At 67.2% G+C, this 22052-nt stretch carries 33 protein-coding genes; all 33 read right to left on the bottom strand.

Annotated elements, in window-relative coordinates; genetic code table 11:
- Nucleotides 1-45 precede the first annotated feature (45 nt).
- The 33 genes from ACT54R_RS01605 to rplB all read right to left on the bottom strand — a co-directional run bounded on the left by ACT54R_RS01605 (nucleotide 46) and on the right by rplB (nucleotide 22045).
- On the bottom strand, nucleotides 46-1860 hold the full coding sequence (locus ACT54R_RS01605; RefSeq protein WP_476326340.1) for a TRAP transporter large permease: 1815 nt from the start codon (nucleotides 1858-1860) through the stop codon (nucleotides 46-48).
- Nucleotides 1861-2008: 148 nt separating this feature from the next.
- A complete protein-coding gene (locus tag ACT54R_RS01610) occupies nucleotides 2009-2635 on the bottom strand; it encodes a TRAP transporter small permease subunit (RefSeq protein ID WP_168458232.1) in 627 nt (208 codons plus the stop codon).
- Nucleotides 2636-2801: 166 nt separating this feature from the next.
- Nucleotides 2802-3500, bottom strand: coding sequence for a hypothetical protein (locus tag ACT54R_RS01615; RefSeq protein ID WP_476322803.1), 699 nt, complete (start codon nucleotides 3498-3500; stop codon nucleotides 2802-2804).
- The gene (locus ACT54R_RS01620; RefSeq protein WP_476322806.1) at nucleotides 3497-4591 is read right to left on the bottom strand and encodes an RluA family pseudouridine synthase; all 1095 of its coding nucleotides are present in this window, start codon (nucleotides 4589-4591) and stop codon (nucleotides 3497-3499) included. The genes ACT54R_RS01615 and ACT54R_RS01620 overlap by 4 nt, the downstream gene beginning before the upstream one ends.
- 168 nt (nucleotides 4592-4759) lie before the next feature.
- Nucleotides 4760-5149 carry a fluoride efflux transporter CrcB gene (gene crcB, locus ACT54R_RS01625; RefSeq protein ID WP_168458236.1) on the bottom strand — a complete coding sequence of 130 codons (390 nt, stop codon included), beginning with the start codon at nucleotides 5147-5149 and terminating at the stop codon, nucleotides 4760-4762.
- A 21-nt stretch (nucleotides 5150-5170) separates the two neighbouring features.
- A complete protein-coding gene (locus ACT54R_RS01630; protein ID WP_476322810.1) occupies nucleotides 5171-5449 on the bottom strand; it encodes a type II toxin-antitoxin system RelE/ParE family toxin in 279 nt (92 codons plus the stop codon).
- Nucleotides 5449-5676 carry a hypothetical protein gene (locus ACT54R_RS01635; RefSeq protein ID WP_394008356.1) on the bottom strand — a complete coding sequence of 76 codons (228 nt, stop codon included), beginning with the start codon at nucleotides 5674-5676 and terminating at the stop codon, nucleotides 5449-5451. The genes ACT54R_RS01630 and ACT54R_RS01635 overlap by 1 nt, the downstream gene beginning before the upstream one ends.
- A 71-nt stretch (nucleotides 5677-5747) precedes the next feature.
- A complete protein-coding gene (locus ACT54R_RS01640; RefSeq protein WP_476322814.1) occupies nucleotides 5748-7058 on the bottom strand; it encodes a replication-associated recombination protein A in 1311 nt (436 codons plus the stop codon).
- Nucleotides 7059-7078: 20 nt separating this feature from the next.
- Complete coding sequence (locus ACT54R_RS01645; RefSeq protein ID WP_476322817.1) at nucleotides 7079-8539, bottom strand: DegQ family serine endoprotease; 1461 nt, start codon at nucleotides 8537-8539, stop codon at nucleotides 7079-7081.
- A gap of 220 nt (nucleotides 8540-8759) precedes the next feature.
- Complete coding sequence (gene rplQ, locus ACT54R_RS01650; protein ID WP_024278465.1) at nucleotides 8760-9176, bottom strand: 50S ribosomal protein L17; 417 nt, start codon at nucleotides 9174-9176, stop codon at nucleotides 8760-8762.
- A gap of 103 nt (nucleotides 9177-9279) precedes the next feature.
- Nucleotides 9280-10296 carry a DNA-directed RNA polymerase subunit alpha gene (locus ACT54R_RS01655; RefSeq protein WP_024278464.1) on the bottom strand — a complete coding sequence of 339 codons (1017 nt, stop codon included), beginning with the start codon at nucleotides 10294-10296 and terminating at the stop codon, nucleotides 9280-9282.
- 142 nt (nucleotides 10297-10438) lie between these two features.
- Nucleotides 10439-10828, bottom strand: a complete 390-nt coding sequence (gene rpsK, locus ACT54R_RS01660) for a 30S ribosomal protein S11 (protein WP_024278463.1) — start codon at nucleotides 10826-10828, stop codon at nucleotides 10439-10441.
- A 122-nt stretch (nucleotides 10829-10950) separates the two neighbouring features.
- Entirely contained in the window at nucleotides 10951-11319 is a 369-nt protein-coding gene (rpsM, locus tag ACT54R_RS01665; protein ID WP_024278462.1) for a 30S ribosomal protein S13, read from the bottom strand.
- Between the two features lie 201 nt (nucleotides 11320-11520).
- Nucleotides 11521-11826 (bottom strand): hypothetical protein, encoded by a 306-nt coding sequence (locus tag ACT54R_RS01670; RefSeq protein ID WP_476322820.1) that lies wholly within the window; start codon nucleotides 11824-11826, stop codon nucleotides 11521-11523.
- Nucleotides 11827-11939: 113 nt separating this feature from the next.
- Nucleotides 11940-12527, bottom strand: coding sequence for an adenylate kinase (locus ACT54R_RS01675; RefSeq protein ID WP_476322823.1), 588 nt, complete (start codon nucleotides 12525-12527; stop codon nucleotides 11940-11942).
- A gap of 1 nt (nucleotide 12528) precedes the next feature.
- Nucleotides 12529-13863, bottom strand: coding sequence for a preprotein translocase subunit SecY (gene secY / locus ACT54R_RS01680; RefSeq protein WP_168458243.1), 1335 nt, complete (start codon nucleotides 13861-13863; stop codon nucleotides 12529-12531).
- A 503-nt stretch (nucleotides 13864-14366) separates the two neighbouring features.
- Nucleotides 14367-14843 (bottom strand): 50S ribosomal protein L15, encoded by a 477-nt coding sequence (rplO, locus tag ACT54R_RS01685; protein WP_476322826.1) that lies wholly within the window; start codon nucleotides 14841-14843, stop codon nucleotides 14367-14369.
- A gap of 10 nt (nucleotides 14844-14853) precedes the next feature.
- On the bottom strand, nucleotides 14854-15036 hold the full coding sequence (gene rpmD / locus ACT54R_RS01690; protein WP_024278458.1) for a 50S ribosomal protein L30: 183 nt from the start codon (nucleotides 15034-15036) through the stop codon (nucleotides 14854-14856).
- Between the two features lie 30 nt (nucleotides 15037-15066).
- Nucleotides 15067-15624 carry a 30S ribosomal protein S5 gene (gene rpsE, locus ACT54R_RS01695; RefSeq protein ID WP_024278457.1) on the bottom strand — a complete coding sequence of 186 codons (558 nt, stop codon included), beginning with the start codon at nucleotides 15622-15624 and terminating at the stop codon, nucleotides 15067-15069.
- Between the two features lie 17 nt (nucleotides 15625-15641).
- Complete coding sequence (gene rplR, locus ACT54R_RS01700; protein ID WP_168458245.1) at nucleotides 15642-16004, bottom strand: 50S ribosomal protein L18; 363 nt, start codon at nucleotides 16002-16004, stop codon at nucleotides 15642-15644.
- 12 nt (nucleotides 16005-16016) lie between these two features.
- Nucleotides 16017-16550, bottom strand: coding sequence for a 50S ribosomal protein L6 (gene rplF / locus ACT54R_RS01705; RefSeq protein ID WP_168458246.1), 534 nt, complete (start codon nucleotides 16548-16550; stop codon nucleotides 16017-16019).
- Nucleotides 16551-16564: 14 nt separating this feature from the next.
- Complete coding sequence (gene rpsH, locus ACT54R_RS01710; protein WP_168458247.1) at nucleotides 16565-16963, bottom strand: 30S ribosomal protein S8; 399 nt, start codon at nucleotides 16961-16963, stop codon at nucleotides 16565-16567.
- A 10-nt stretch (nucleotides 16964-16973) separates the two neighbouring features.
- A complete protein-coding gene (gene rpsN, locus ACT54R_RS01715) occupies nucleotides 16974-17279 on the bottom strand; it encodes a 30S ribosomal protein S14 (protein ID WP_024278453.1) in 306 nt (101 codons plus the stop codon).
- 145 nt (nucleotides 17280-17424) lie between these two features.
- Nucleotides 17425-17982: a 50S ribosomal protein L5 gene (gene rplE, locus ACT54R_RS01720; protein WP_168458248.1), complete on the bottom strand. Its 558-nt coding sequence runs from the start codon at nucleotides 17980-17982 to the stop codon at nucleotides 17425-17427.
- Nucleotides 17975-18292: a 50S ribosomal protein L24 gene (gene rplX, locus ACT54R_RS01725; protein ID WP_168458249.1), complete on the bottom strand. Its 318-nt coding sequence runs from the start codon at nucleotides 18290-18292 to the stop codon at nucleotides 17975-17977. The genes rplE and rplX overlap by 8 nt, the downstream gene beginning before the upstream one ends.
- The gene (rplN, locus tag ACT54R_RS01730) at nucleotides 18292-18660 is read right to left on the bottom strand and encodes a 50S ribosomal protein L14 (RefSeq protein ID WP_024278450.1); all 369 of its coding nucleotides are present in this window, start codon (nucleotides 18658-18660) and stop codon (nucleotides 18292-18294) included. Before rplN ends, rplX begins: the two co-directional genes overlap by 1 nt.
- 191 nt (nucleotides 18661-18851) lie before the next feature.
- On the bottom strand, nucleotides 18852-19100 hold the full coding sequence (rpsQ, locus tag ACT54R_RS01735) for a 30S ribosomal protein S17 (RefSeq protein ID WP_024278449.1): 249 nt from the start codon (nucleotides 19098-19100) through the stop codon (nucleotides 18852-18854).
- 7 nt (nucleotides 19101-19107) lie between these two features.
- Entirely contained in the window at nucleotides 19108-19320 is a 213-nt protein-coding gene (gene rpmC, locus ACT54R_RS01740; protein WP_024278448.1) for a 50S ribosomal protein L29, read from the bottom strand.
- A gap of 10 nt (nucleotides 19321-19330) precedes the next feature.
- Nucleotides 19331-19744, bottom strand: coding sequence for a 50S ribosomal protein L16 (gene rplP / locus ACT54R_RS01745; protein WP_024278447.1), 414 nt, complete (start codon nucleotides 19742-19744; stop codon nucleotides 19331-19333).
- A 29-nt stretch (nucleotides 19745-19773) separates the two neighbouring features.
- The gene (gene rpsC, locus ACT54R_RS01750; protein ID WP_168458250.1) at nucleotides 19774-20535 is read right to left on the bottom strand and encodes a 30S ribosomal protein S3; all 762 of its coding nucleotides are present in this window, start codon (nucleotides 20533-20535) and stop codon (nucleotides 19774-19776) included.
- Nucleotides 20535-20915, bottom strand: coding sequence for a 50S ribosomal protein L22 (gene rplV / locus ACT54R_RS01755; RefSeq protein WP_038193664.1), 381 nt, complete (start codon nucleotides 20913-20915; stop codon nucleotides 20535-20537). The genes rpsC and rplV overlap by 1 nt, the downstream gene beginning before the upstream one ends.
- 6 nt (nucleotides 20916-20921) lie before the next feature.
- A complete protein-coding gene (gene rpsS / locus ACT54R_RS01760) occupies nucleotides 20922-21200 on the bottom strand; it encodes a 30S ribosomal protein S19 (RefSeq protein WP_168458251.1) in 279 nt (92 codons plus the stop codon).
- An 11-nt stretch (nucleotides 21201-21211) separates the two neighbouring features.
- Entirely contained in the window at nucleotides 21212-22045 is an 834-nt protein-coding gene (gene rplB, locus ACT54R_RS01765; protein WP_168458252.1) for a 50S ribosomal protein L2, read from the bottom strand.
- Nucleotides 22046-22052 lie beyond the last annotated feature (7 nt).

Here is a 22052-nt window from a genome sequence, read left to right on the forward strand (position 1 = left end):
TCCGAATGCGCCCTTAGCAGGGCAAGGCCAGCCCGCCGGGGGCCGCTATTTCCCGAAGCCGAGATCCAGCGGCGGCGGCGGCGCGGCATCGAGGCCGGGCGAAAGGTTCTCGAACTGCTGCTGGATCTGCTTCTGATCGAGCTGCACGCCGCCGCTCTTGTAGTGGGTCACCATGCCCGGGAAGGCGAGGATGAGCGCCACCATGACGAGCTGGATGCACACGAACGGCACCGCGCCCCAGTAGATCTGCCCGGTGGTCACGGGCTGCATCATCTTGCCCGTCACCCGGTCCACATAGGGCACCTTCGCCGCCACCGAGCGCAGGAAGAATAGGGCGAAGCCGAACGGCGGGTGCATGAACGAGGTCTGCATATTCACCGCCAGCATCACGCCGAACCAGATGAGGTCGATGCCCATCTTGTCCGCAGCCGGCCCGAGCAGCGGGATGATGATGAAGGCCAGCTCGAAGTAGTCGAGGAAGAAGGCCAGCACGAAGACCAGCGCATTCACCGCGATGAGGAAGCCGGTCTGCCCGCCGGGCAGCGACACCAGCAGCTCCTCCACCCACTTGTGCCCGTCCACGCCGTAGAAGGTGAGCGAGAACACGCGGGCGCCAAGCAGGATGAACAGCACGAAGGCGGAGAGCTTGGCGGTGGAATAGGTCGCCTGCCGCATCAGGTCGAACTTCAGCCGACCGCGGGCGAAGGCGAGGATGACCGCGCCGAGCGAGCCCATGGCGCCGCCCTCGGTCGGCGTCGCGACGCCGATGAAGATGGTGCCGAGCACGAGGAAGATGAGCGCCAGCGGCGGCACCATCACGAACACCACCTGCTCGGCGAGCTTGGACAAAAGCCCCAGCCGGAACACACGGTTGATGACGGCCACCACGAAGGCGATGCCCACGGTGGCCGACATGGTGAGCACCACATAGTCGGCGCCGAACTTCACATGGCTGCGCTCCATCAGCACGATGCCGCCGGCGATGGAGAGGGCGAGCGCGATGAAGAGCGAGGGCGTGAGCAGCTTCGCCGTGCCCGACATGACGAAGAAGAGCAGCACGAACGCCACGATGCCCCATACCGCCATGTTGGCGACGCCGGGAAGCGCCCCCGCCGTCAGGCCCGGCAGGGAGCCGGTGGCGATGAGGTAGGCGAAGCCCGCCGCCGCCACCGCGCCGAGGATGCGCGCGGGCATCGCCTTCTGATCCGGATCGCGCAGGGTCTGCGCCTCCAGCGGCAGGCCGGGCGCTGCGTTCGGGAAGATCGAGGAGACGATGAAGATGTAGAGCGCGTAGAGGCCGGCGAGCAGCAGGCCGGGCACGAACGCGCCCTCGTACATGTCGCCCACCGAGCGGTTGAGCTGGTCGGCCATGACGATGAGCACGAGGGACGGCGGGATGATCTGCGCCAGCGTGCCCGACGCCGCGATGACGCCCGAGGCGACGCGCCGATCGTAGCCGTAGCGCAGCATGATAGGCAGCGAGATGAGGCCCATGGAGATCACCGAGGCCGCCACCACGCCGGTGGTGGCCGCCAGCAGAGCGCCGACGAAGATCACCGCATAGGCGAGGCCGCCGCGGATGGAGCCGAACACCTGCCCGATAGTGTCGAGCAGGTCCTCGGCCATGCCGGAACGTTCGAGGATGAGGCCCATGAAGGTGAAGAAGGGCACCGCGAGGAGCACTTCGTTGTTCATGGTGCCGTAGACGCGCTCCGGCAGCGCCTGGAGGAACTTGGGCTCGAACAGACCCAGTTCGATGCCGATGAGGCCGAAGATCAGGCCGTTGGCCGCCAGCGAGAAGGCCACCGGGTAGCCGAGCAGCAGGAACAGCACCAGCGCGCCGAACATGATCGGCGCCATGTTGTGGATGAACCAGCCGCGGAAGCCCGGCTCTGCCGCCAGCGCCACGTCGGGCAGCGCGATGAGCAGAGCGGCGAGGAACGCGACGGCGAGTGCGGCGAGGGGGCGGCGCTTCAGGAGCGTGCGGACGAAGGACATGAACGCGCTCCTACTTCTTGGCCGCGGCAGCGGCGCCGGGCGCCCCTTCGGGGAGTTCCGCATCGGCGAGCAGGCGCTCCGCCTCGGCGGCGAGCGCCGCATGGCTGCCGCCCGCGCCTTCGTGGGGGTCCTCCATCTTTCCGGTGAAGATGGCGATGCGCTTGATGAGTTCGGAGATGCCCTGCAGCGTCAGGAAGAAGAAGCCCAACGGCACCAGCAGCTTCGCCGGCCACTGGGGCAGGCCGCCGGCATTCAGCGACTGCTCGTTGATCTCATAGGAGGCCAGGAAGAAGGGCCAGGAGGTCCACAGCAGGAGGATGGAGAAGGGCAGCAGGAAGAAGACGTGGCCGAAGATGTCGATGCCGTCGCGCCAGCGCTTGGGCAGCCGGGAATTCACGATGTCGATGCGGATATGCTCATTGTCGATGAGCGTCCACGAGGCGCACAGCAGGAACACCGCGGCGAACAGCACCCACTGCAGCTCCAGCCATGAATTGGAGCTCATGTCGAACAGCTTGCGGATGATGGCATTGAGCGCCGACACAAGAATGGAGACCAGGATCAGCCAAGCGGCGGCCTTGCCGATGCGGGTGTTGACGGCATCGATCCCTCGGGAGAGGGCGAGAAGGGCTGTCATTGAGATCAATTCCCTCGGGCGCGGCCGGAGATGGCTCCGGACTGCTTCTTCTTTGGCCTTCAGGCCTTGGCGCGCACCATAGGGGAAGATGCCGTGACTTCAAGCCGGAGGCGGTTACCGGACTGCCGAATGCGGCAGGGGTCAGACCAAAGTCGAAGACCAAGCTTCAGCGTGGCACCGGCGCGTCCGGCCAAGGCGGCGGACCGGGCAGACTCTGCCCCTGCGTGAAGCGGGCGGCAGCGCGGTCCCATTCCAGCATTCGGCCGGTTCCGGCGACGGGGCTCGGCGCCACACACCACACTGCAAGGTCGGTTCCCTGCCGCGGCAGGAGGGTGATGGCCCGGCCCAGGCCCTCGAACGCCGCGGTGGTCTCGTCCACCTCCTGCGGCGCGGTGCGGCAGAGGCTTTCGTCCTGCGGCGGCATCACCCTGTCCGTGACCAGATTCCACCGCCCGGACGCGTGGGAATAGAAGCGCACCCGTCCGCCGAACGGCACGCCGCCGCGCACCGCGCGTTCGCTGAGGCCGAGGAGCGGGAAGCCCTCACGATCGAACCACACGGCGGCTTCCGTCGCGAAGTGCGCCGCCCCGTCCCCGTCTCCCCGGTCGTCGATGCGCAGGTAGCCGTGCGGGACGTCGAGGGTGAGCGTCACCCGCGCTCGCGGCCCGTAGAGGCGGCCGCCGGAAGCGGTGGCGCCGGCGCCCTCCCCGTGGATCTCATAGTCGGGAAAGCCGGTGGCCTGCGCGATCTGGAGGTCGCGGAAGAGATAGAGCACGTCGTCCCGCCTGGCCCCGGCTCCGCCCGCGGTCGCCGGTGCGACGGCCAAAGCCGCCGCAGCAAGCCACCACAGGGCGGCGCGCCTCATGCCTCCGGCGCTTCCAGGATGGGATCGTACTGGGAGGCGTCGAAGCCGAGCACGGCGAAGGTCTGCGCGATATGCGGCGGCAGCGGCGCGGAGACGTCGATCACCCCCTGCCCGCGCGGATGCGGGATGACGAGCCGCCGCGCCAGCAGGTGCAGGCGATTCTGCAGGCCGCCGGGCAATTCCCAGTTCTCGACGTTGAAATACTTCGGATCGCCGAGGATGGGGTGGTGGATGTGGGCGAGGTGGGCGCGCAGCTGATGGGTGCGGCCCGTCACCGGCTTCAGCGACAGCCAGCTCATTTTCTGCGCGGCCTGATCCACCACGGCGTAATAGGTGATGGCGTGGCTCGCCTCGTCCTCGCCATGGCGGGCGACGCGCATCTTCTCCTCGTCCTCGTCGCGGGCCAGATAGGTGGAGATGCGCCCCTGCCGGGGCTTCGGCACGCCGGGCACCACCGCCCAATAGACCTTGCGCGCCTCGCGCGAGCGGAAGCTCTTGGCCAACACCGAGGCGGCGAGCCGCGACTTGGCGATGAGCAGGCAGCCGGAGGTGTCCTTGTCGATGCGGTGGACGAGGCGCGGCTTCTGCCCGTCCCGGTCCTTCAGCGCCTCCAAAAGCCCGTCCACATGGCGGTAGGTACCGGAGCCGCCCTGCACCGCGAGGCCGAACGGCTTGTTCAGCACCATCACGTCCTTGTCCTCGAACAGGGTGATGGATTTGAGGAAGGCCCGGTCCTCCTCCAGCTTGCGCACGGCGGGGTCTTTCGACGCGCGCGGCTTTGCGGGCGCAGTGGCGCCGGGCTCGGCGGGGGCCGTGCGTGCGCCCTCCTTGCCGGCCTCGCTGGTGCGCGCGCCCTTTGCCGGCGCGGCCGCTGCCTCGGGCTCGTCGGTTCCGAGCGGCGGGACGCGCACGCTCTGGCCCGGCTCGACGCGGGAGGAGGTCTTCACCCGGCCGCCGTCCACCCGCACCTGTCCCGTGCGCACCAGCTTCTGCAGGTGCCCGAACGAGAGGTCGGGATAATGCACCTTGAACCAGCGGTCGAGGCGCATGCCCGCCTCGTCCTCGGCCACGGTTCTGGTCACGACAGCCATCTTTGCCCTAGTCCTCGCGCAAACCCTTTATGCCGCAGCAATAGAGCTTTCACCGCGCCATGGCCACCGTCTCGCCGAAAGTCCTGCGCGCGCCTCAGCCTGCGCGGCGCCTGAGCTTGGGCAACGCCCCCAAAGCCCGCGCGGCGCGTGAGCGTGGCAACGCCAAAATCACGTCAGGCTGCGCACCAGCATGATGCCGGCCCACACGCCGCCGAAGCCGAGCAGCACGGAGCCGAAGGCATAGGCCAGCGCCATCCCGAGCTCGCCCCGCTCGGCGAGGTAGAGGAAATCCAGCGAGAAGGTGGAGAAGGTGGTGTAGCCGCCGAGCACCCCGGTGGTGAGGAACAGCCGCACCGGCTGCGTCCACCCCTCACCATCCTTGAAGGCGAGATAGCCCGCCATGAGCCCCATGATGAGGCTGCCGGAAATGTTGATGAGGAAGGTGGCGAAGGGAAAGCCCGTGCCCAAGAGCCGCGGCACGGCCAGATTCACGAAATGCCGGATGGTGCCGCCGAGACCGGCGCCGAGGAAGACGATGAGGGCGGGGGGCAGGGTCATTGGGCAGGTTCCGGAACGGGATCAGGAGCGCAAGCGCCTCGCGGCGTGGAGAACGGCGAGGATGGTGATGCCATCTCCATCCACACGATAGATGACAAGATAGGGCGTATCAGCGATGGCGAGTTGCCGCGTGCCCGGCACGACGCCCACCGGAGCGGATAGCGGGTGGTCCACGAGATTAAGGATCGCGCGCTCGATGCGAGCAATAAGGCGGCCCGCAGCCGCAGGGCTGTCGGCGGCAACATAGCGCTCGATCTGCCGCAGATGCCCGAGGGCCCGGGCACGGAAGGAGACCTTCATCACCGATAGCGGGCAAAAAAGGCTTCGACTTCCTCGGGAGAAGCGTTCGGCTCCCCATCCTCCAGCGCCCGGCGAACCTCTTCCTCCTGCTCGGGGGTGAGGACGTAGAGGTCGCCGTCCGCTGCGCCCGCCTCGATCACGTGGAGAAATTCGCGGGCGAGCGCGTCCTGCTCCGCCTCGGGCAGGGCTTCGAGCTTCTCGATGAGTTCGCGCATCAGCCGGGTCATGGTGGTCTTCGTCGGTGCCAGCCTGTTGGCCAATCATACACGATGGCCCAAGCCCTCGCTATTTGGGCCCGCTATTTCCCGCCCCGCTCGGCCCGCAGGCGCGCCCAGTAATCCAGGCGCTTCCTGATCTCGCGCTCGAAGCCGCGCTCCACCGGATGGTAGAAGCTTTGGCGGCCCAGCGCCTCGGGGAAATAGTTCTGGCCGGAGAAGGCGTCCGGCTCGTCATGGTCGTAGCGATAGCCGGTGCCGTAGCCCTCGGCCTTCATCAGCTTGGTCGGCGCGTTCAGGATGACCTTGGGCGGCACCAGCGAGCCGCCCTCCTTGGCGACGCGCATGGCGGCCTTGAAGGCGGTGTAGACGGCATTGGATTTCGGCGCGGTGGCCACATAGACCACCGCCTGCGCCAGCGCCAGCTCGCCCTCGGGTGAGCCGAGGAAGTCGTAGGCCTCCTTCGCCGCATTCGCCACGACGAGGGCCTGCGGATCGGCATTGCCGATGTCCTCGATGGCCATGCGCACGATGCGCCGGGCGAGGAACAGCGGGCTTTCCCCGGCGTCCAGCATGCGCGCGAGATAATAGAGCGCCGCGTCGGGGTCGGAGCCGCGCACCGCCTTGTGCAGCGCGGAGATGAGATTGTAGTGGCCGTCCTCGCTCTTGTCGTAGATGGGCGCGCGGCGCTGCACCACTTCGCTCAGGCCCGCCACGTCGAACACCTCGCCCGGCCGCGCGGCGCGCCACACCTCCTCCGCCAGCGTGAGGGAGGCGCGGCCATCCCCGTCCGCCATGTTCACCAGCGCGACGCGCGCCTCCTCGGTAAGGGGGAGTTCGCGACCCTCCACCTCCTCGGCGCGGGAGAGCAGCTTGGCCACCGCTTCGGCATCGAGCGAGCGGAACACCAGCACGCGGGCGCGGGAGAGAAGTGCCGCGTTCAGCTCGAAGGAGGGATTTTCCGTGGTGGCGCCCACCAGCGTCACCGTGCCGTCCTCCATGACGGGCAGGAAGCTATCCTGTTGGGCGCGGTTGAAGCGGTGAATCTCGTCCACGAACAGGAGGGTCGCGGTGCCCGACAGGCGGCGGCCACGGGCCTGCTCGAACACCTTCTTCAGGTCGGCGACGCCGGAGAAGATGGCGGAGATCTGCTCGAAATGCAGGTCGGTCGCCGAGGCCAGCAGGCGCGCCACGGTGGTCTTGCCGGTGCCCGGCGGCCCCCACAGGATGAGCGAGCCGAGGGAGCGCGTCTCCAGCATGCGCGAGAGCACGCCGTCCGGCCCCACCAGATGGTCCTGCCCCACCACCTCCGAGAGGCGCGACGGGCGCAGCCGGTCGGCGAGGGGGCGCGCCACCCCCTCCCCCAGTCCCGCCGCTGCGAACAGATCGCTCATGCGCTTTGTGTTCCCGCGCCTCAGCCGCGCAGGACCGCGGTGATGCTGCGGCCGCCGCGCATCACCGTCACCCGCCAGCCGCGCTGGGGCACGGCGGAGAGCTGGCCGAGATCGCCGGTGCGGCCGACCTTTTCGTTGTTCACCTCGACGATGACGTCACCCGGGCGGAAACCCGCCGCCGCCGCCGGCGAATTCTCCTCCACGTCATAGACCACGACGCCGGTGGCGTTGGTGTCCACCTTCAGCTCCTCGGCGACGGCCGGGGACAGGTTGACGATGGTCGCCCCGGCGAAGGGAGAGCGGCCGCGCAGCTGCAGCTCCTCCCGCGGCACCGTCTCGGGCGCGACTTCCAGCACCACCACCAGCGTCTGCTCCTTGCCGGAGCGGTTCACCAGCAGCGCTGCCTTGCCGCCGATGGGGCGGGTGGCGAGCCGGTAGTTGAGGGATTCGGGATCGTCGATCCCCTGCCCCTCCACCGACACCACGAGATCGCCCGTCTTGAGCCCGGCCTTGGCGGCGGGGCTGCCGGCGGTGACGCCCTGCACCAGCACGCCGGTGGGGCGCGGCAGGCCGAGGCTCTCGGCGATGTCCGGCGTCACGCGTTGCAGCCGGGCGCCCAGCCACGGGCGGCGCACGGACTTCGACCCGCTCTTCGCCTGCTCCACCACCACCCGGCCCATGTTGGCGGGAATGGCGAAGCCGATGCCGTGGGAGCCGCCGGAGCGCGAGTAGATGGCGGAATTGATCCCCACCACGCGCCCGGCCATGTCCACCAGCGGCCCGCCCGAATTGCCGGGATTGATGGCCGCATCGGTCTGGATGAAGAACTGGTAGTCGGAAACGCCCACCTGGGTGCGAGCCAGCGCCGAGACGATGCCCTGCGTCACCGTCTGTCCGACGCCGAAGGGATCACCGATGGCGAGCACGAGATCGCCCACGGCGAGCCCGTCCGAATCGCCCAGCTCCAGGAAGGGGAAGCGCTCCTTCGCCTCGCTCTTGATGCGCAGCACGGCGAGGTCGGTGCGCTGGTCGCGCAGCAGCACCTCGGCCTCGTATTCGCGGCGGTCGTTGAGGGCGATGCGGATTTCGTCCGCGCCCTCGATGACATGGTAGTTGGTGAGCACCAGCCCCGAGGGATCGACGATCACCCCCGAGCCGAGCGAGCGCTGCACCCGCTCCGGCGCGCGCAGGCCCGGACCGTCGCCGGGACCACCCGGCCCGCCGGGGCCGGGCATGCCGAAGAAGCGGCGGAAGAAGGGATCGTCGAAGATCGGGTTCACGCGCTGCTGCGCCGTCTTCAGCGCATAGACGTTCACCACGGCCGGCGCCGTCTTCGCCACCACCGGCGCGAAGGTGAGCGTCACTTCCGCCTGGGAGGCCGGCACTTTCTGCTGCTGCGCCGCCGATTGGGCGAAGGCGGGCGCGCCGAGGAGAAGAGCGAAGGCGGCCGCTGCCGCCACACCTGAGAGCCGTCCGAACATTGCGCTACCCTTGCCGCGACCTTCGCCGCCACCCTTGAAGCCTGCTCCGCGCTCAATGCCGGACGGGGTGACCCGTTCCCGCCGCGGCGGGAGGCCCGGCCGATTCGCGCGGTGCAGCCGATCCTCGCAACGAAAGACGTTCTCTCGAACGAAAAAAGGGCGGTCCGAGGACCGCCCCTTTTCATACCCTGAAATCAAAGGCAGCTCACGCCGCCAGATCTCACGCGGCTTCAGCAGCCGCAGCGGTGCGGGCGTGGTCGGCGGCGCCCTTGGCGTCCACGTCACGATCCACGAACTCGATCACCGCGACGGCGGTGTTGTCGCCATAGCGGAAGCCGGCCTTGACGATGCGGGTGTAGCCACCCGGACGGGCCGCATAGCGGGGCGCCAGCACGTCGAACAGCTTCTTGACCACGGCCTGGTCCTTCAGCTCGGCGATGGCCTGGCGGCGGGCGTGCAGGTCGCCGCGACGGGCGAGGGTCACGAGCTTCTCCACCACCGGACGAAGATCCTTCGCCTTGGGCAGGGTGGTCACGATCTGCTCGTGGGTGATGAGGGCGCCCGCGAGATTGGAGAACATCGCCTTGCGGTGCTCCCAGGTGCGGTTGAACTTGCGGTGTACCTTGCCGTGACGCATGACGGCGAACTCCTGAAGATAGCGACGGACGAGCCGGTCGAAGGGTTGCGCGGCTCGGGCCGCTCAAAAGGGATCAGGGCAGCGTGCCGCCCCGGATTGCGGATCAGTAGTGCTCCTCGAAGCGCTTGGCCAGCTCTTCGATGTTCTCGGGCGGCCAGCCGGGCACTTCCATGCCGAGATGCAGGCCGAGGGAGGCGAGCACCTCCTTGATCTCGTTGAGCGACTTGCGGCCGAAATTCGGCGTGCGGAGCATCTCCGTCTCGCTCTTCTGGATCAGGTCGCCGATGTAGACGATGTTGTCGTTCTTCAGGCAGTTGGCCGAACGGACGGAGAGCTCGAGCTCGTCCACCTTCTTCAGCAGGGCCGGAGAGAACGGCAGCGTCTGGATCGCGGTCGCCTCGCTCTCGCGCTTGGGCTCCTCGAAGTTGACGAAGATCTCCAGCTGGTCCTGCAGGATGCGCGCGGCATAGGCCAGCGCGTCCTCGGCCGTGATCGAGCCGTTGGTCTCGATCTGGAGCGTCAGCTTGTCATAGTCGAGGATCTGGCCCTCACGGGTGTTCTCGACCTTGTAGGAGACCTTGCGCACCGGCGAGTAGAGGCTGTCGATCGGGATCAGGCCGATCGGGGCGTCCTCGGGACGGTTGCGGTCGGCGGCGACATAGCCCTTGCCGGTGTCGACCGTGAACTCGATGCGCAGCTCCGCGCCCTCGTCGAGGGTGCAGATCGGCAGATGCGGGTTCAGGATCTGCACGTCGCCGACGGTCTGGATGTCGCCGGCCACCAGCACGCCGGGGCCGGTCTTCTTGGCCACCATGCGCTTCGGGCCGTCGCCCTGCATCTTGATGGCCACATCCTTCACGTTGAGGATGATGTCCGTCACGTCCTCACGCACGCCGGGGATCGACGAGAACTCGTGCAGCACGCCGTCGATGTGGATCGAGGTCACCGCCGCGCCCTGGAGCGACGACAGGAGGATGCGGCGCAGGGCGTTGCCGAGGGTCATGCCGAAGCCGCGCTCCAGCGGCTCGGCGACGACGGTCGCGAGGCGCTTGGGATCGTGGCCGGGATTGACCTGCAGCTTCTCGGGCTTGATCAGCTCTTGCCAGTTCTTCTGAATCACTTGCTTCACCTTGCTTTCTCGCCGGGCCACGGCATCTGCCGGGGTGGTGAGCCTCAACCGGAGGCCTGGCCCGTCCCGCTCGGGGGAGGAGAAACCGGGCTTGATCCCCACGGGCCGGGCCCGCGGAGGAACGAAGTGCGGATCAGACGCGGCGGCGCTTGCGCGGACGGCAGCCGTTGTGCGGGATCGGCGTCACGTCGCGGATGGAGGTGACGAGGAAGCCCGCCGCCTGCAGCGCGCGAAGAGCGGACTCACGGCCCGAACCCGGACCGCAGACTTCCACTTCCAGGGTGCGCATGCCGTGCTCGGCCGCCTTGCGGGCCGCGTCCTCGGCCGCGACCTGCGCGGCGTACGGGGTGGACTTGCGCGAGCCCTTGAAGCCCATGGCACCGGCCGAGGACCAGGAGATGGTGTTGCCCTGGGCGTCGGTGATGGTGATCATGGTGTTGTTGAACGAGGCGTTCACATGCGCCACGCCGGAGGCGATGTTCTTGCGCTCGCGGCGCTTCACGCGTGTTGCTTCTTTAGCCATCTGTCTCTCAGATCCTTCAGGCGCGCCCGTAGCTCCAGGCGCTCGGGATGGCCCTTGACGGGCCGGTCAACGGGGAAAGGCCGGCTTGGCCGGCCTCCCCAATTCTCAAGCCTTGCGGCCGATCACTTCTTCTTGCCGGCGATCGGCTTCGCCGGACCCTTGCGGGTGCGGGCGTTGGTGTGGGTGCGCTGGCCGCGCACGGGCAGGCCACGACGATGGCGCAGGCCGCGGTAGCAGCCGAGGTCCATCAGGCGCTTGATGTTCATCGCCACTTCGCGGCGCAGGTCGCCTTCCACGATGTAGTCGCGGTCGATGGTCTCGCGGATCTGCAGCACTTCCTGGTCGGTCAGCTGGTTCACGCGACGCTCGGCGGGAATACCCACCTTCTCGACGATCTCTTCAGCCTTCTTGGGGCCGATGCCGTGGATGTACTGGAGCGCGATGACGACGCGCTTGTTGGTCGGGATGTTGACGCCTGCAATACGAGCCACTGCGCTCTCCATGTGCGCCGGAGCCCGAGGGCCGCCGGCCGGTTGTTGTCCCCGCGTCCGGTGGAGGCCGGCCCATGCGGGATCTTGACGAAATCTGCCCCGGATACGACAAAGCGGCCGCCCTGCCCGACCCTTTCGGGTGGACCGAACGGCACCTGTTCCGAAGCGAGGGAGTGCCCATAGCGGAGATTCCGCGAGGGGTCAAGGGCATGAGCCCCTGCCTTCCGGCCAGCCCAGGGCCACGATCCGCTCCGCCGCTCCTTGCGGATTGCCGGAACCGGCGGGAAGGCCGATTTCGCTCACGGCGATGTGCTCGAGCAGCGACTGGATAGCCGCAACGCTGGCGCCGTCTGCCAGCGCCCGGACTACGCGGCCGGCGTAGCCTTCGTATTCGTCTCGCGCCTGGGCAACCTCCCGGACACCGATGGGATCCCACACATCGATCAGGACTTGCCGGACGGCGCTGATCGCCGCTTTGACGTCGATCTTGCCGAAGTCCCGCTGCATGGAGCGATTGTCCCGGCTCTCCGCCCCCACCCCAAGATGCCCAACGAAAAGGCCCTTCCGCCATCCGGCGAAAGGGCCTTGATTTCTTATCGGAAGGCCGAAGCCCCCTGCCCTCACGCCGCCTCGGCGAGCACCCCGTCGATGGCGGCGGTGACCTGATCGATGGGCGCCATGCCGTCGATCTGCTTCAGCTGGCCGCGGGCCTTGTAGTAGGGCGCCACCACCGCGGTGTCGCGGTTGTAGGCCTCGAGGCGGGTCTTGAAGACCACCGGATCATCATCCTTGCGCACCGGCTCGCCCTTGGCGGCGGCCTCGGCGGCGCGGTTGAGGATGCGGTTGACCAGCTTTTCCTGGTCCACCACCAGCTCGATCACCGCGTCAAGCTTGAGGCCATTCTCGGCGAGCAGCCGGTCCAGCGCCTCGGCCTGCGCCACCGTGCGCGGGAAGCCGTCGAGGATGAACCCGTTTTTCGCGTCCGGCTCGCCGATGCGCTCGGCGATGATGCCGATGACGATCTCGTCCGAGACCAGCCCGCCGGCATCCATCACCGCCTTCGCCTTCAGCCCCACCGGCGTGCCCGCGGCAACCGCCGCGCGCAGCATGTCTCCGGTGGAAAGCTGGACGATGCCGTGACGGGCCACCAGCCGCTGTGCCTGAGTTCCCTTGCCTGCCCCGGGCGGGCCCAACAGCACCAGCCTCATATTACTTCCTCCTCCCCCCGCGCAGCTTGGCCTTCTTGACCAGTCCTTCGTACTGGTGGGCCAACAGATGTCCCTGGATCTGGGACACGGTGTCCATGGTCACGCTGACCACGATCAGAAGCGACGTTCCTCCGAAATAGAACGGAAGAGAGGCGTAGGAAATCAGCAGTTCGGGGAAGAGGCAAACCGCCGCAATGTAGGCGGCGCCCACCACGGTGATGCGGGTCAGCACATAGTCGATGTACTCGGCCGTCCGCTCGCCGGGGCGGATGCCGGGAATGAAGCCGCCGTGCTTCTTCAGATTGTCGGCCGTCTCCACCGGATTGAACACGATCGCGGTGTAGAAGAAGCAGAAGAACACGATCAGCGCCACATACAGCACCATGTAGAGCGGGCGCCCGTGGCCGATGTGGGTGGTGACGGTCTGCAGCCACTCCGGCCCCGAGCCCTGCATGAAGCTGGCGATGGTGGTGGGGATGAGGAGCAGCGAGGAGGCGAAGATAGGCGGGATGACGCCCGACGTATTCAGCTTCAGCGGCAGGTGCGAGGACTGGCCCTCATAGATGCGGTTGCCCACCTGGCGCTTGGGATACTGGATCAGCAGCCGGCGCTGGGCCCGCTCCATGAACACGATGAAGGCGATGACCACCACGGCCATCAGGATCATGCCGAGAATCACCACCGTGGAGATGGCGCCCTCACGGCCGAGTTCCAGGGTGCGCACGAAGGCGCCCGGCAGCTCGGCGACGATGCCGGCGAAGATGATGAGCGAGGTGCCGTTGCCGATGCCGCGCGAGGTGATCTGCTCACCCAGCCACATCAGGAACATGGTGCCGCCGGTGAGGGTGATGACCGTGGAGATGCGGAAGAACCAGCCGGGCTCCGCCACCACGCTGCCCGAGCCCTCGAGGCCGACGGCGATGCCGTAGGCCTGGAACAGGGCCAGCACCACGGTGAGGTAGCGGGTGTACTGGTTGAGCTGCTTGCGGCCCGCCTCGCCTTCCTTCTTCAGCGCCTCCAGCGTCGGCGAGACGCTGGTGAGGAGCTGGATGATGATGGAGGCGGAGATGTACGGCATGATGTTCAGGGCGAAGATCGCCATGCGCTGCACGGCGCCGCCCGAGAACATGTTGAAGAGGCCGATGATTCCCTGCTGGGCGTTCTTGAAGACGTCCGCCAGCGCGTCCGGATTGATGCCGGGCATGGGGATGTAGGTGCCGAGCCGGTAGACGAGAAGCGCGCCGAGGGTGAACCAGATGCGCTTCTTCAGCTCCTCGGCCTTGCCGAGGGCACCGAAATTGAGGTTCGCCGCGAGTTGTTCCGCCGCCGAGACCATGCCTTGCTCCGATGGACGCCACCCTGGTGGGCGGCCCTTATATGAGGGCGCAACGCTCGGGTGCCAAGGCAAAGGGACCAAGGCTCCCCGCCGACGGTCCCGCAACCGGCTCCCTTGCCGAAGCGATGGACCCTGGCGGGAATGCCATGGGGCCGGTGCCCGGGCGCGTCCTGGACCATGAGTCCCGAACAGAGCGTTGGGGCAAACTGGGCCGGCGCGACGGATGGCCGCAGGCCGGCAGAAAGAGCCGATATCCGGCCGATGGTGCGCCGCTGACGGCACGCGGGGCCGAACCCACTCGGGTGATGGACCCAAGGGACCATCACACCCGTCACACCTACGGCGGCACCTGAGCGTCACCTAAACAGGGCAAGCGACACGCGCCGCCCGAAACACGAGGACCCGGCCACCGGCCGGGCATCCGCAAGAGGTTGGCCCGAACATGGGTTCGGCGCGGCGGCCATGAAGCCCCGCGCCGTCCCCTGTTCCGGATCAGCCTCGGCTCACTCGGCCTCGACGGCCGCCGCGAGCACGGTCACCGAGCCACCGGCCTTCTCCACGGCGGCGACGGCGGACTTGGTGGCGTAGGCCACTTCCAGCGTCACCTTGGCGGACAGCTCACCGGTGCCGAGCACGCGCACGCCATCCTTTGCCCGGCGGAGCACGCCGGCGGTGACGAGGGCGGCCTCGGTCACGGGCTGGCCCGCGTCGAGACGGCCGGCATCGACCGCAGCCTGGATCTTGGCGAGGGAGACCTCGTTGTAGTCCAGGCGAAAGATGTTGTGGAAGCCGCGCTTCGGCAGGCGACGATGCAGCGGCATCTGGCCGCCTTCGAAGCCCTTGATGGCGACGCCGGTCCGGGCCTTCTGACCCTTCACGCCGCGGCCTGCGGTCTTGCCCTTGCCGGAGCCGATGCCCCGACCCACGCGCATCCGCTTCTTGCGGGCGCCGGGATTGTCCCTGATTTCGTCGAGCTTCATGTCCCGCTCCTCACTCGACCACACGGACGAGGTGGGCGACCTTGGCGATCATGCCGCGGACGGCCGGGGTATCCTTGAGAGTGGAGCGGCGGTGCCGCTTGTTCAGCCCGAGGCCGACGAGGGTGGCCTCCTGGTCGAACGGGCGGCGGATCGGCGAGCCGATCTGCTCCACGGTGATGGTCTTGTCGCTCATGGCGCAATCCTATCCTTCGGTCTGCGCCGCTCAGTCGGTCGCTTCCGCGTCTTCGACGCGGCGGCGGGACTGGAGCTGGGAGACCTTGATGCCGCGACGCGCAGCGACGGAGCGCGGCGAGTCCTGGTTCTTCAGGGCGTCGAAGGTGGCGCGCACCATGTTGTAGGGGTTGGAAGACCCGAAGGACTTCGCCACCACATCGTGCATGCCGAGAGTCTCGAACACCGCGCGCATCGGGCCGCCGGCGATGATGCCGGTACCGGCCGGGGCGGCGCGGAGCACCACCTTGCCAGCACCGTGGTGACCATGCACGTCGTGGTGCAGGGTCCGGCCTTCGCGCAGCGGCACGCGGATGAGGGCGCGCTTGGCGCTCTCGGTGGCCTTGCGAATGGCCTCCGGCACCTCGCGGGCCTTGCCGTGGCCGAAGCCGACGCGGCCCTTCTGGTCACCGACCACCACCAGGGCAGCGAAGCCGAAGCGACGGCCGCCCTTCACAACCTTGGCGACGCGGTTGATGTGGACCAGCTTGTCCACGAACGTATTGTCGCGGTCCTCGCGCTCGTGGCGCTGTTCCCGTTCACGGGCCATGTTCGCTCGTCCTTGCGTCAGAACTGAAGGCCGCCTTCGCGGGCGCCCTCAGCGAGCGCCTTGACGCGCCCATGATAGATGTATGCGCCACGGTCGAAGACGACCGCAGTCACGCCCTTCGCCACCGCCCGCTCGGCAACGAGCTTGCCGATGGTCTTGGCGGCCTCGGTGTCCGCACCGGTCTTCAGCGACCCGCGCAGATCCTTCTCGAGGCTCGATGCAGCGGCGAGAGTCTCGCCCTTCGCATCGTCGATGATCTGCGCATAGATGTGCTGCGAGGTCCGGTGCACCGACAGGCGGGGACGCCCGCTCGCAGCAACGCGGATCGCACGGCGCACCTTGGCCTTGCGGCGCGCCTGCGCCTCCAAATCCTTAGCCATGGTTCGCCTCCGTCACTTCTTCTTGCCTTCCTTGCGGAAGATGAATTCGCCGGCATACTTGACGCCCTTGCCCTTGTAGGGTTCGGGGCCACGGAACTCGCGGATCTCCGCCGCCACCTGGCCGACCTTCTGCCGGTCGATGCCCGAGATCACCACTTCGGTGGGCTTGGGGGTGACGATCTGGATGCCCTCGGGGATCGCGTAGATCACGTCGTGGCTGTAGCCGAGCGAGAGGTTCAGGTTTTTGCCCTGCACCGCCGCCTTGTAGCCGACGCCGGTGATCTCGAGCTTCTTCTCGAAGCCCTTGGTCACGCCTTCGACCAGGTTGGAAACCAGCGTGCGGGACATGCCCCACATGGCCTTGTGCCGGGAGGTCTCGCCGTTCATGGCGAGCTTGATCTCCGAGCCTTCGACCTTGGCGGCAATCTCTTCCACCAGGGTCACTTCGAGGGCGCCCTTGGGCCCCTTCACCTTCACCGTCTGTCCGTCCAGGCTGGCGGTGACACCAGCCGGAATGGCGACGGGCAACTTGCCGATCTTCGACATCTTGTCCTCCGTCGTCAGAACACGGTGAAGAGCACTTCGCCGCCGACGTTCTTGTCGCGGGCTTCGTGGTCGGCCATCACGCCCTGGGGCGTGGAGACGACCGCGATGCCGAGACCGTTGGCGACGCGGGGAAGGTTCTTGACGGCCGCATAGACGCGGCGGCCGGGCTTCGACACGCGAGCGATCTCGCGGATCACCGGCGTTCCGTCGAAATACTTGAGCTCGATCTCGAACTCGGTCCGGCCGTTGCCGTGATCGGTCGAGGTGTAGCCGCGGATGTAGCCCTCGTCGCGGAGCACATCGAGCACCGAGGCGCGCAGACGCGAGCCGGGGGTCGAGGTCTTGTCCTTGCGGCGCATCTGGGCGTTGCGGATGCGGGTGATCAGATCGCCGATGGGATCAGTTACAGCCATCGTTCCCTCCTCACCAGCTCGACTTCACGAGGCCGGGCACCATGCCCTGGTTGCCCAGCTCGCGCAGCGCGATACGGCTCATCTTGAGCTTGCGGTAGAAGGCACGCGGACGGCCAGTCACCTCGCAGCGGTTGCGGATCCGGATCTTCGCGCCGTTGCGCGGCATTTCCGCCAGCTTGAGGGTCGCCTGGAAGCGCTCCTCGATCGGCAGGGTCTTGTCATTCACGATCGCCTTCAGACGCGCGCGCTTCGCCGCCTGGCCAGTGGCCAGCTTACGGCGGCGCTCGTTCGTCTCGATCGCGCTCTTCTTCGCCATCTTAAGCTCCTGTTCTCCGCGTCTGAGCAGCTCGTCCTGAGCCCCTCACGGCCGGAAAATCATGTCTTCACTCGTCGTGTCGTCCGGGTCCGGCGAGAGGCCGGAACCGAAGAGGCGCTTCGAGCGAAGCGCCCCTCATACCCGTTCACTGGCGGAAGGGGAAGTTGAAGGCCTTCAGAAGCGCGCGGGCTTCCTCGTCGGTCTTCGCCGTGGTGCACACGATGATGTCCATGCCCCAGATCTGCTCGACGCGGTCGTAGTTGATCTCGGGGAACACGATGTGCTCCTTCACGCCCATGGCATAGTTGCCACGGCCGTCGAAGCTCTTCGGGTTCAGGCCGCGGAAGTCGCGGACGCGGGGCAGAGCCACGGTCACGAGGCGGTCCATGAACTCGTACATGCGGGTCTTGCGAAGGGTGACCTTCGCGCCGACCGGCTGGTTCTCGCGCAGCTTGAAGTTCGAGATCGCCTTGCGGGCCCGGGTGATGACCGGCTTCTGGCCGGCGATCTGGGCGAGGTCCGCGGCGGCGGTCGTCACCTTCTTGGTGTCGGCGGTGGCTTCGCCCACGCCCATGTTGATGACGATCTTCTCGATGACCGGCACTTCCATGGGGTTCTTGTAGCCGAACTGCTCGATCATCTTCGGCCGCACCACCTCGTCATAGAAGGTGCGCAGCCGCGCGTTGTAGGTCGCCTCAGCCATCGATCCTCTCCCCGGAACGCTTGGCCACGCGGACCTTGCGTCCGTCCTCCAGCACATCGAAGCCGACGCGGGTCGGCTTGCCGTCCTTGGGATCGGCAATGGCGACGTTCGACAGGTGGATGGGAGCCTCCTTGGAGATGATCCCGCCTTCCTGGTTCGCCGACTGGCGCTGGTGACGCTTCACGATATTCACGCCGCGCACGAGAGCCTTCTCGTCCTTCGGCATCACCTGAATGACCTCGCCGGTGCGGCCCTTGTCGCGGCCGGCGAGGACGACGACCTTGTCGCCCTTCTTGATCTTCGCGGCCATCACAGCACCTCCGGCGCCAGCGAGATGATCTTCATGTGGTTCTTGGAGCGCAGCTCGCGCGGAACCGGTCCGAAGATGCGGGTGCCCACCGGCTCCTTGTTGTTGTTGATCAGCACGGCCGCGTTCTTGTCGAAGCGGATGACCGAGCCATCGACGCGACGGATGTCCTTGGCGGTGCGAACCACCACGGCCTTCATCACGTCGCCCTTCTTCACGCGGCCGCGCGGGATCGCCTCCTTGACGGACACCACGATGATGTCGCCGACGTGGGCATACTTCCGCTTCGAGCCGCCAAGTACCTTGATGCACATGACGCGACGGGCGCCGGAATTGTCCGCCACGTCGAGATTGGTCTGCATCTGGATCATGACGCACCTGTTCTCGTCATCCAGCGCCGCCGGCGCACCGGCATTGCCTCAACCCTTGTTCGCCGTGCCCGCTCATCGGAACACGGTGTTGCCGCGGTGCGGTCTCCACTCGATCCTCCCGAGGGACGATCGACGGACCCGGCACCGGAGCCCTCCCGGCCGGACGATCCATCCGGACGGGAAACTCTCTATCAGACCTCGGCGCGCTTTTCGCCCTGGATCACGATCCAGTTCTTCAGCTTCGAGATCGGACGGTGCTCCTCGATCCACACCGTATCGCCCACGTGCCAGTTATTGGCCTCGTCGTGGGCATGATACTTCTTGGACCGGCGCACGGTCTTCTTGAGCAGCGGGTGGGTGAAGCGACGCTCCACCCGGACCACCACGGTCTTGTCGGTCTTGTCGCTCACCACGACGCCCTGGAGCACGCGCTTCGGCATCGCTTCCTCACTTCGCCTTCTGCACCGGCGAACCGGTGCGCTTGTCGGTCTGCACGGTCTTGATCCGCGCGATGTCGCGGCGGATCTGCTTGGACCGGGCGGTATTCTCCAGCTGACCCGTCGCCTTCTGGAAGCGCAGGTTGAACTGTTCCTTCTTCAGCTTCAGCAGCTCATCGGCGAGCTGATCGGGGCTGAGGGCCCGAACGTCCTCGGCTTTCATGAGCCTCTCCTCACTCGGCGATGCGCTGGATGAAGCGCGTCTTGATGGGCAGCTTGGCCGCCGCGAGGGTCAGCGCCTCGCGAGCGAGCTCGACGCTCACCCCGTCGATCTCGAACATGATGCGGCCGGGCTTGACGCGAGCCGCCCAATACTCGGGCGCGCCCTTGCCCTTACCCATACGGACTTCCGTGGGCTTGGCCGACACCGGGACATCGGGGAACACCCGGATCCAGACGCGTCCGGCGCGCTTCATGTGGCGGGTGAGCGCGCGGCGGGCCGCCTCGATCTGGCGGGCAGTCACGCGCTCCGGCTCGACGGCCTTGAGGCCGAATTCGCCGAAGTTCAATTCCGTGCCGCCCTTGGCGACGCCGTGAATGCGTCCCTTGAACTGCTTGCGGAACTTGGTGCGCTTGGGTTGCAGCATGGCTTGATCGCCTTCTCTCTAGCCGGCCATCAAGCCCGGGAGCCGCGGTCGCCGCGATCGCCGCGATCGCCACGCTCACGGTCACCGCGCTCGCGCCGCGGGGGACGCGAGGAGGGACCGGCTTCCTGCTCGGCCTGGCGCTTGTCCTGCGCCATGGGATCGTGCTCGAGGATCTCGCCCTTGAAGATCCACACCTTGACACCGCAGGTGCCGTAGGTGGTGAAGGCGGTGGCGGTGCCGTAGTCCACGTCCGCACGCAGGGTGTGCAGCGGAACGCGGCCCTCGCGGTACCACTCAAGGCGCGCGATCTCAGCGCCGCCGAGACGGCCCGAGCAATTGATACGGATGCCTTCGGCGCCGAGGCGCATGGCGGACTGCACGGCGCGCTTCATGGCGCGACGGAAGGCCACGCGGCGCTCCAGCTGCTGGGCGATGGACTCGGCGACGAGGCGCGCGTCGATTTCCGGCTTCCGGATCTCGACGATGTTGATGAAGACTTCCGAGTTGGTCATCTCGGAGACCTTCTTGCGCAGCTTGTCGATGTCCGCGCCCTTCTTGCCGATGACCACGCCCGGACGACCCGAGTAGATGGTCACGCGGCACTTCTTGTGCGGGCGCTCGATCACCACCTTGGACACCGCCGCCTGCTTGAGCTGCTTCATCAGCATCTCGCGGATCTTGATGTCCTCGTGCAGGAGCTTGCCGTACTCGCCCTTGTTGGCGAACCAGCGGCTATCCCACGTGCGGTTGATGCCGAGCCGGAGCCCGACCGGATTGACCTTCTGACCCATCAGGCCCGCTCCTCGACTTCCCGCACCACGATGGTGATGTGGGCGAAGGGCTTCTCGATGCGCGAGGCGCGACCGCGCGCCCGCGGCGAGAACCGCTTCATGACCAGACCCTTGCCCACGTGCGCCTCGGCGACGATGAGATCGTCGACATCGAGCTCGTGGTTGTTCTCGGCGTTGGCGATCGCGCTCTCGAGGCACTTCTTCACGTCGCGGGCGATCCGCTTGTGAGAGAACTCGAGATCGGCGAGCGCCGTCGCCACCTTCTTGCCGCGGATCAGGCCCGCGACGAGGTTGAGCTTCTGGGGCGAGACGCGCAGGTTGCGCGCCACCGCCTTGGCTTCGTTGTCCGCGAGCGCGCGGGGCTTTGCCTGCTTACCCATGACCGATCACCGCCGCTTCGACTTCTTGTCGGCCGCGTGCCCGTAGTAAGTCCGCGTCGGAGCGAACTCGCCGAACTTCTGGCCGATCATGTCCTCGGTGACATTCACGGGCACGTGCTTGTGACCGTTGTAGACGCCGAAGGTTAAGCCCACGAACTGGGGCAGAATGGTGGAGCGCCGGCTCCAGATCTTGATCACATCGCGGCGACCCGAACCCGCGGCAGCTTCCGCCTTCTTCAGCAGGTAGCCGTCGACGAACGGGCCTTTCCAGACAGAGCGAGACATAGCTCAGGCCCTCACTTCTTGCGCTTGTGGCGGCTGGACACGATGAACTTGTCCGTCGCCTTGTTGCTGCGGGTCTTCTTGCCCTTGGTGGGGATGCCCCAGGGCGTGACCGGATGACGGCCGCCCGAGGTGCGGCCTTCACCGCCGCCGTGCGGGTGATCCACCGGGTTCATGACGACGCCGCGGTTATGCGGACGCTGGCCCAGCCACCGGCTGCGGCCGGCCTTGCCCAGCGAGATGTTCATGTGGTCCGGGTTCGAAACCGCGCCCACCGTGGCATAGCAAGCGCCATGCACGAGGCGCTGCTCGCCGGAGTTCAGGCGGACGATCACGTAGCCCTCGTCGCGACCCACGATCTGCGCGTAGGTGCCGGCGGAGCGGGCGATCTGGCCACCCTTGCCGATCTTCAGCTCGACGTTGTGCACGATCGTGCCGACCGGGAGCGAGGACAGCGGACCGGCATTGCCAGGCTTCACGTCCACGCTGTCGCCGGCGATCACCTGGTCGCCCACGGCCAGGCGCTGCGGCGCCAGGATGTAGGCCAGCTCGCCGTCCTCATACTTGATGAGGGCGATGAACGAGGTGCGGTTGGGATCGTACTCAAGCCGCTCCACCGTCGCCGACATGCCGCGCTTGAGGCGCTTGAAGTCGACCAGACGGTAGGTCTGCTTGTGGCCACCGCCGCGGAAGCGGACGGTGATGCGGCCATTGTTATTGCGTCCGCCCGAGGAGCTCTTGCCCTCGGTCAGGGTCTTGACCGGCTTGCCCTTGTAGAGGCCGGAGCGGTCCACGATCACGAGCTGGCGAAGGCTCGGCGTGACCGGCTTGAAATGCTTCAGCGCCATGGTCTTA

Source organism: Xanthobacter sp. DMC47 (assembly GCF_056313845.1).

Coding starts and splice junctions, on each gene's coding strand:
- rplR (WP_168458245.1), bottom strand. CDS start 16,004: ATGGCTAAGGATTTGGAGGCGCAGGCGCGCCGCAAGGCCAAGGTGCGC.
- rplP (WP_024278447.1), bottom strand. CDS start 19,744: ATGCTGCAACCCAAGCGCACCAAGTTCCGCAAGCAGTTCAAGGGACGC.
- rplO (WP_476322826.1), bottom strand. CDS start 14,843: ATGAAGCTCGACGAAATCAGGGACAATCCCGGCGCCCGCAAGAAGCGG.
- rpmD (WP_024278458.1), bottom strand. CDS start 15,036: ATGAGCGACAAGACCATCACCGTGGAGCAGATCGGCTCGCCGATCCGC.
- rpsE (WP_024278457.1), bottom strand. CDS start 15,624: ATGGCCCGTGAACGGGAACAGCGCCACGAGCGCGAGGACCGCGACAAT.
- ACT54R_RS01640 (WP_476322814.1), bottom strand. CDS start 7,058: ATGAGCGATCTGTTCGCAGCGGCGGGACTGGGGGAGGGGGTGGCGCGC.
- rplN (WP_024278450.1), bottom strand. CDS start 18,660: ATGATCCAGATGCAGACCAATCTCGACGTGGCGGACAATTCCGGCGCC.
- ACT54R_RS01615 (WP_476322803.1), bottom strand. CDS start 3,500: ATGAGGCGCGCCGCCCTGTGGTGGCTTGCTGCGGCGGCTTTGGCCGTC.
- ACT54R_RS01635 (WP_394008356.1), bottom strand. CDS start 5,676: ATGACCCGGCTGATGCGCGAACTCATCGAGAAGCTCGAAGCCCTGCCC.
- rpsQ (WP_024278449.1), bottom strand. CDS start 19,100: ATGCCGAAGCGCGTGCTCCAGGGCGTCGTGGTGAGCGACAAGACCGAC.
- rplB (WP_168458252.1), bottom strand. CDS start 22,045: ATGGCGCTGAAGCATTTCAAGCCGGTCACGCCGAGCCTTCGCCAGCTC.
- rplF (WP_168458246.1), bottom strand. CDS start 16,550: ATGTCGAAGATCGGCAAGTTGCCCGTCGCCATTCCGGCTGGTGTCACC.
- ACT54R_RS01605 (WP_476326340.1), bottom strand. CDS start 1,860: ATGGCGCCGATCATGTTCGGCGCGCTGGTGCTGTTCCTGCTGCTCGGC.
- rpsK (WP_024278463.1), bottom strand. CDS start 10,828: ATGGCTAAAGAAGCAACACGCGTGAAGCGCCGCGAGCGCAAGAACATC.
- rpsH (WP_168458247.1), bottom strand. CDS start 16,963: ATGGCTGTAACTGATCCCATCGGCGATCTGATCACCCGCATCCGCAAC.
- ACT54R_RS01610 (WP_168458232.1), bottom strand. CDS start 2,635: ATGACAGCCCTTCTCGCCCTCTCCCGAGGGATCGATGCCGTCAACACC.
- ACT54R_RS01675 (WP_476322823.1), bottom strand. CDS start 12,527: ATGAGGCTGGTGCTGTTGGGCCCGCCCGGGGCAGGCAAGGGAACTCAG.
- rplV (WP_038193664.1), bottom strand. CDS start 20,915: ATGGGTAAGCAGGCAAAGCCCCGCGCGCTCGCGGACAACGAAGCCAAG.
- rplX (WP_168458249.1), bottom strand. CDS start 18,292: ATGGCCGCGAAGATCAAGAAGGGCGACAAGGTCGTCGTCCTCGCCGGC.
- rplQ (WP_024278465.1), bottom strand. CDS start 9,176: ATGCGTCACGGCAAGGTACACCGCAAGTTCAACCGCACCTGGGAGCAC.
- crcB (WP_168458236.1), bottom strand. CDS start 5,149: ATGACCCTGCCCCCCGCCCTCATCGTCTTCCTCGGCGCCGGTCTCGGC.
- ACT54R_RS01630 (WP_476322810.1), bottom strand. CDS start 5,449: ATGAAGGTCTCCTTCCGTGCCCGGGCCCTCGGGCATCTGCGGCAGATC.
- ACT54R_RS01620 (WP_476322806.1), bottom strand. CDS start 4,591: ATGGCTGTCGTGACCAGAACCGTGGCCGAGGACGAGGCGGGCATGCGC.
- rpsS (WP_168458251.1), bottom strand. CDS start 21,200: ATGTCTCGCTCTGTCTGGAAAGGCCCGTTCGTCGACGGCTACCTGCTG.
- ACT54R_RS01670 (WP_476322820.1), bottom strand. CDS start 11,826: ATGCAGCGGGACTTCGGCAAGATCGACGTCAAAGCGGCGATCAGCGCC.
- ACT54R_RS01645 (WP_476322817.1), bottom strand. CDS start 8,539: ATGTTCGGACGGCTCTCAGGTGTGGCGGCAGCGGCCGCCTTCGCTCTT.
- rpsC (WP_168458250.1), bottom strand. CDS start 20,535: ATGGGTCAGAAGGTCAATCCGGTCGGGCTCCGGCTCGGCATCAACCGC.
- rplE (WP_168458248.1), bottom strand. CDS start 17,982: ATGGCTGAGGCGACCTACAACGCGCGGCTGCGCACCTTCTATGACGAG.
- secY (WP_168458243.1), bottom strand. CDS start 13,863: ATGGTCTCGGCGGCGGAACAACTCGCGGCGAACCTCAATTTCGGTGCC.
- rpmC (WP_024278448.1), bottom strand. CDS start 19,320: ATGAAAGCCGAGGACGTTCGGGCCCTCAGCCCCGATCAGCTCGCCGAT.
- rpsN (WP_024278453.1), bottom strand. CDS start 17,279: ATGGCGAAGAAGAGCGCGATCGAGACGAACGAGCGCCGCCGTAAGCTG.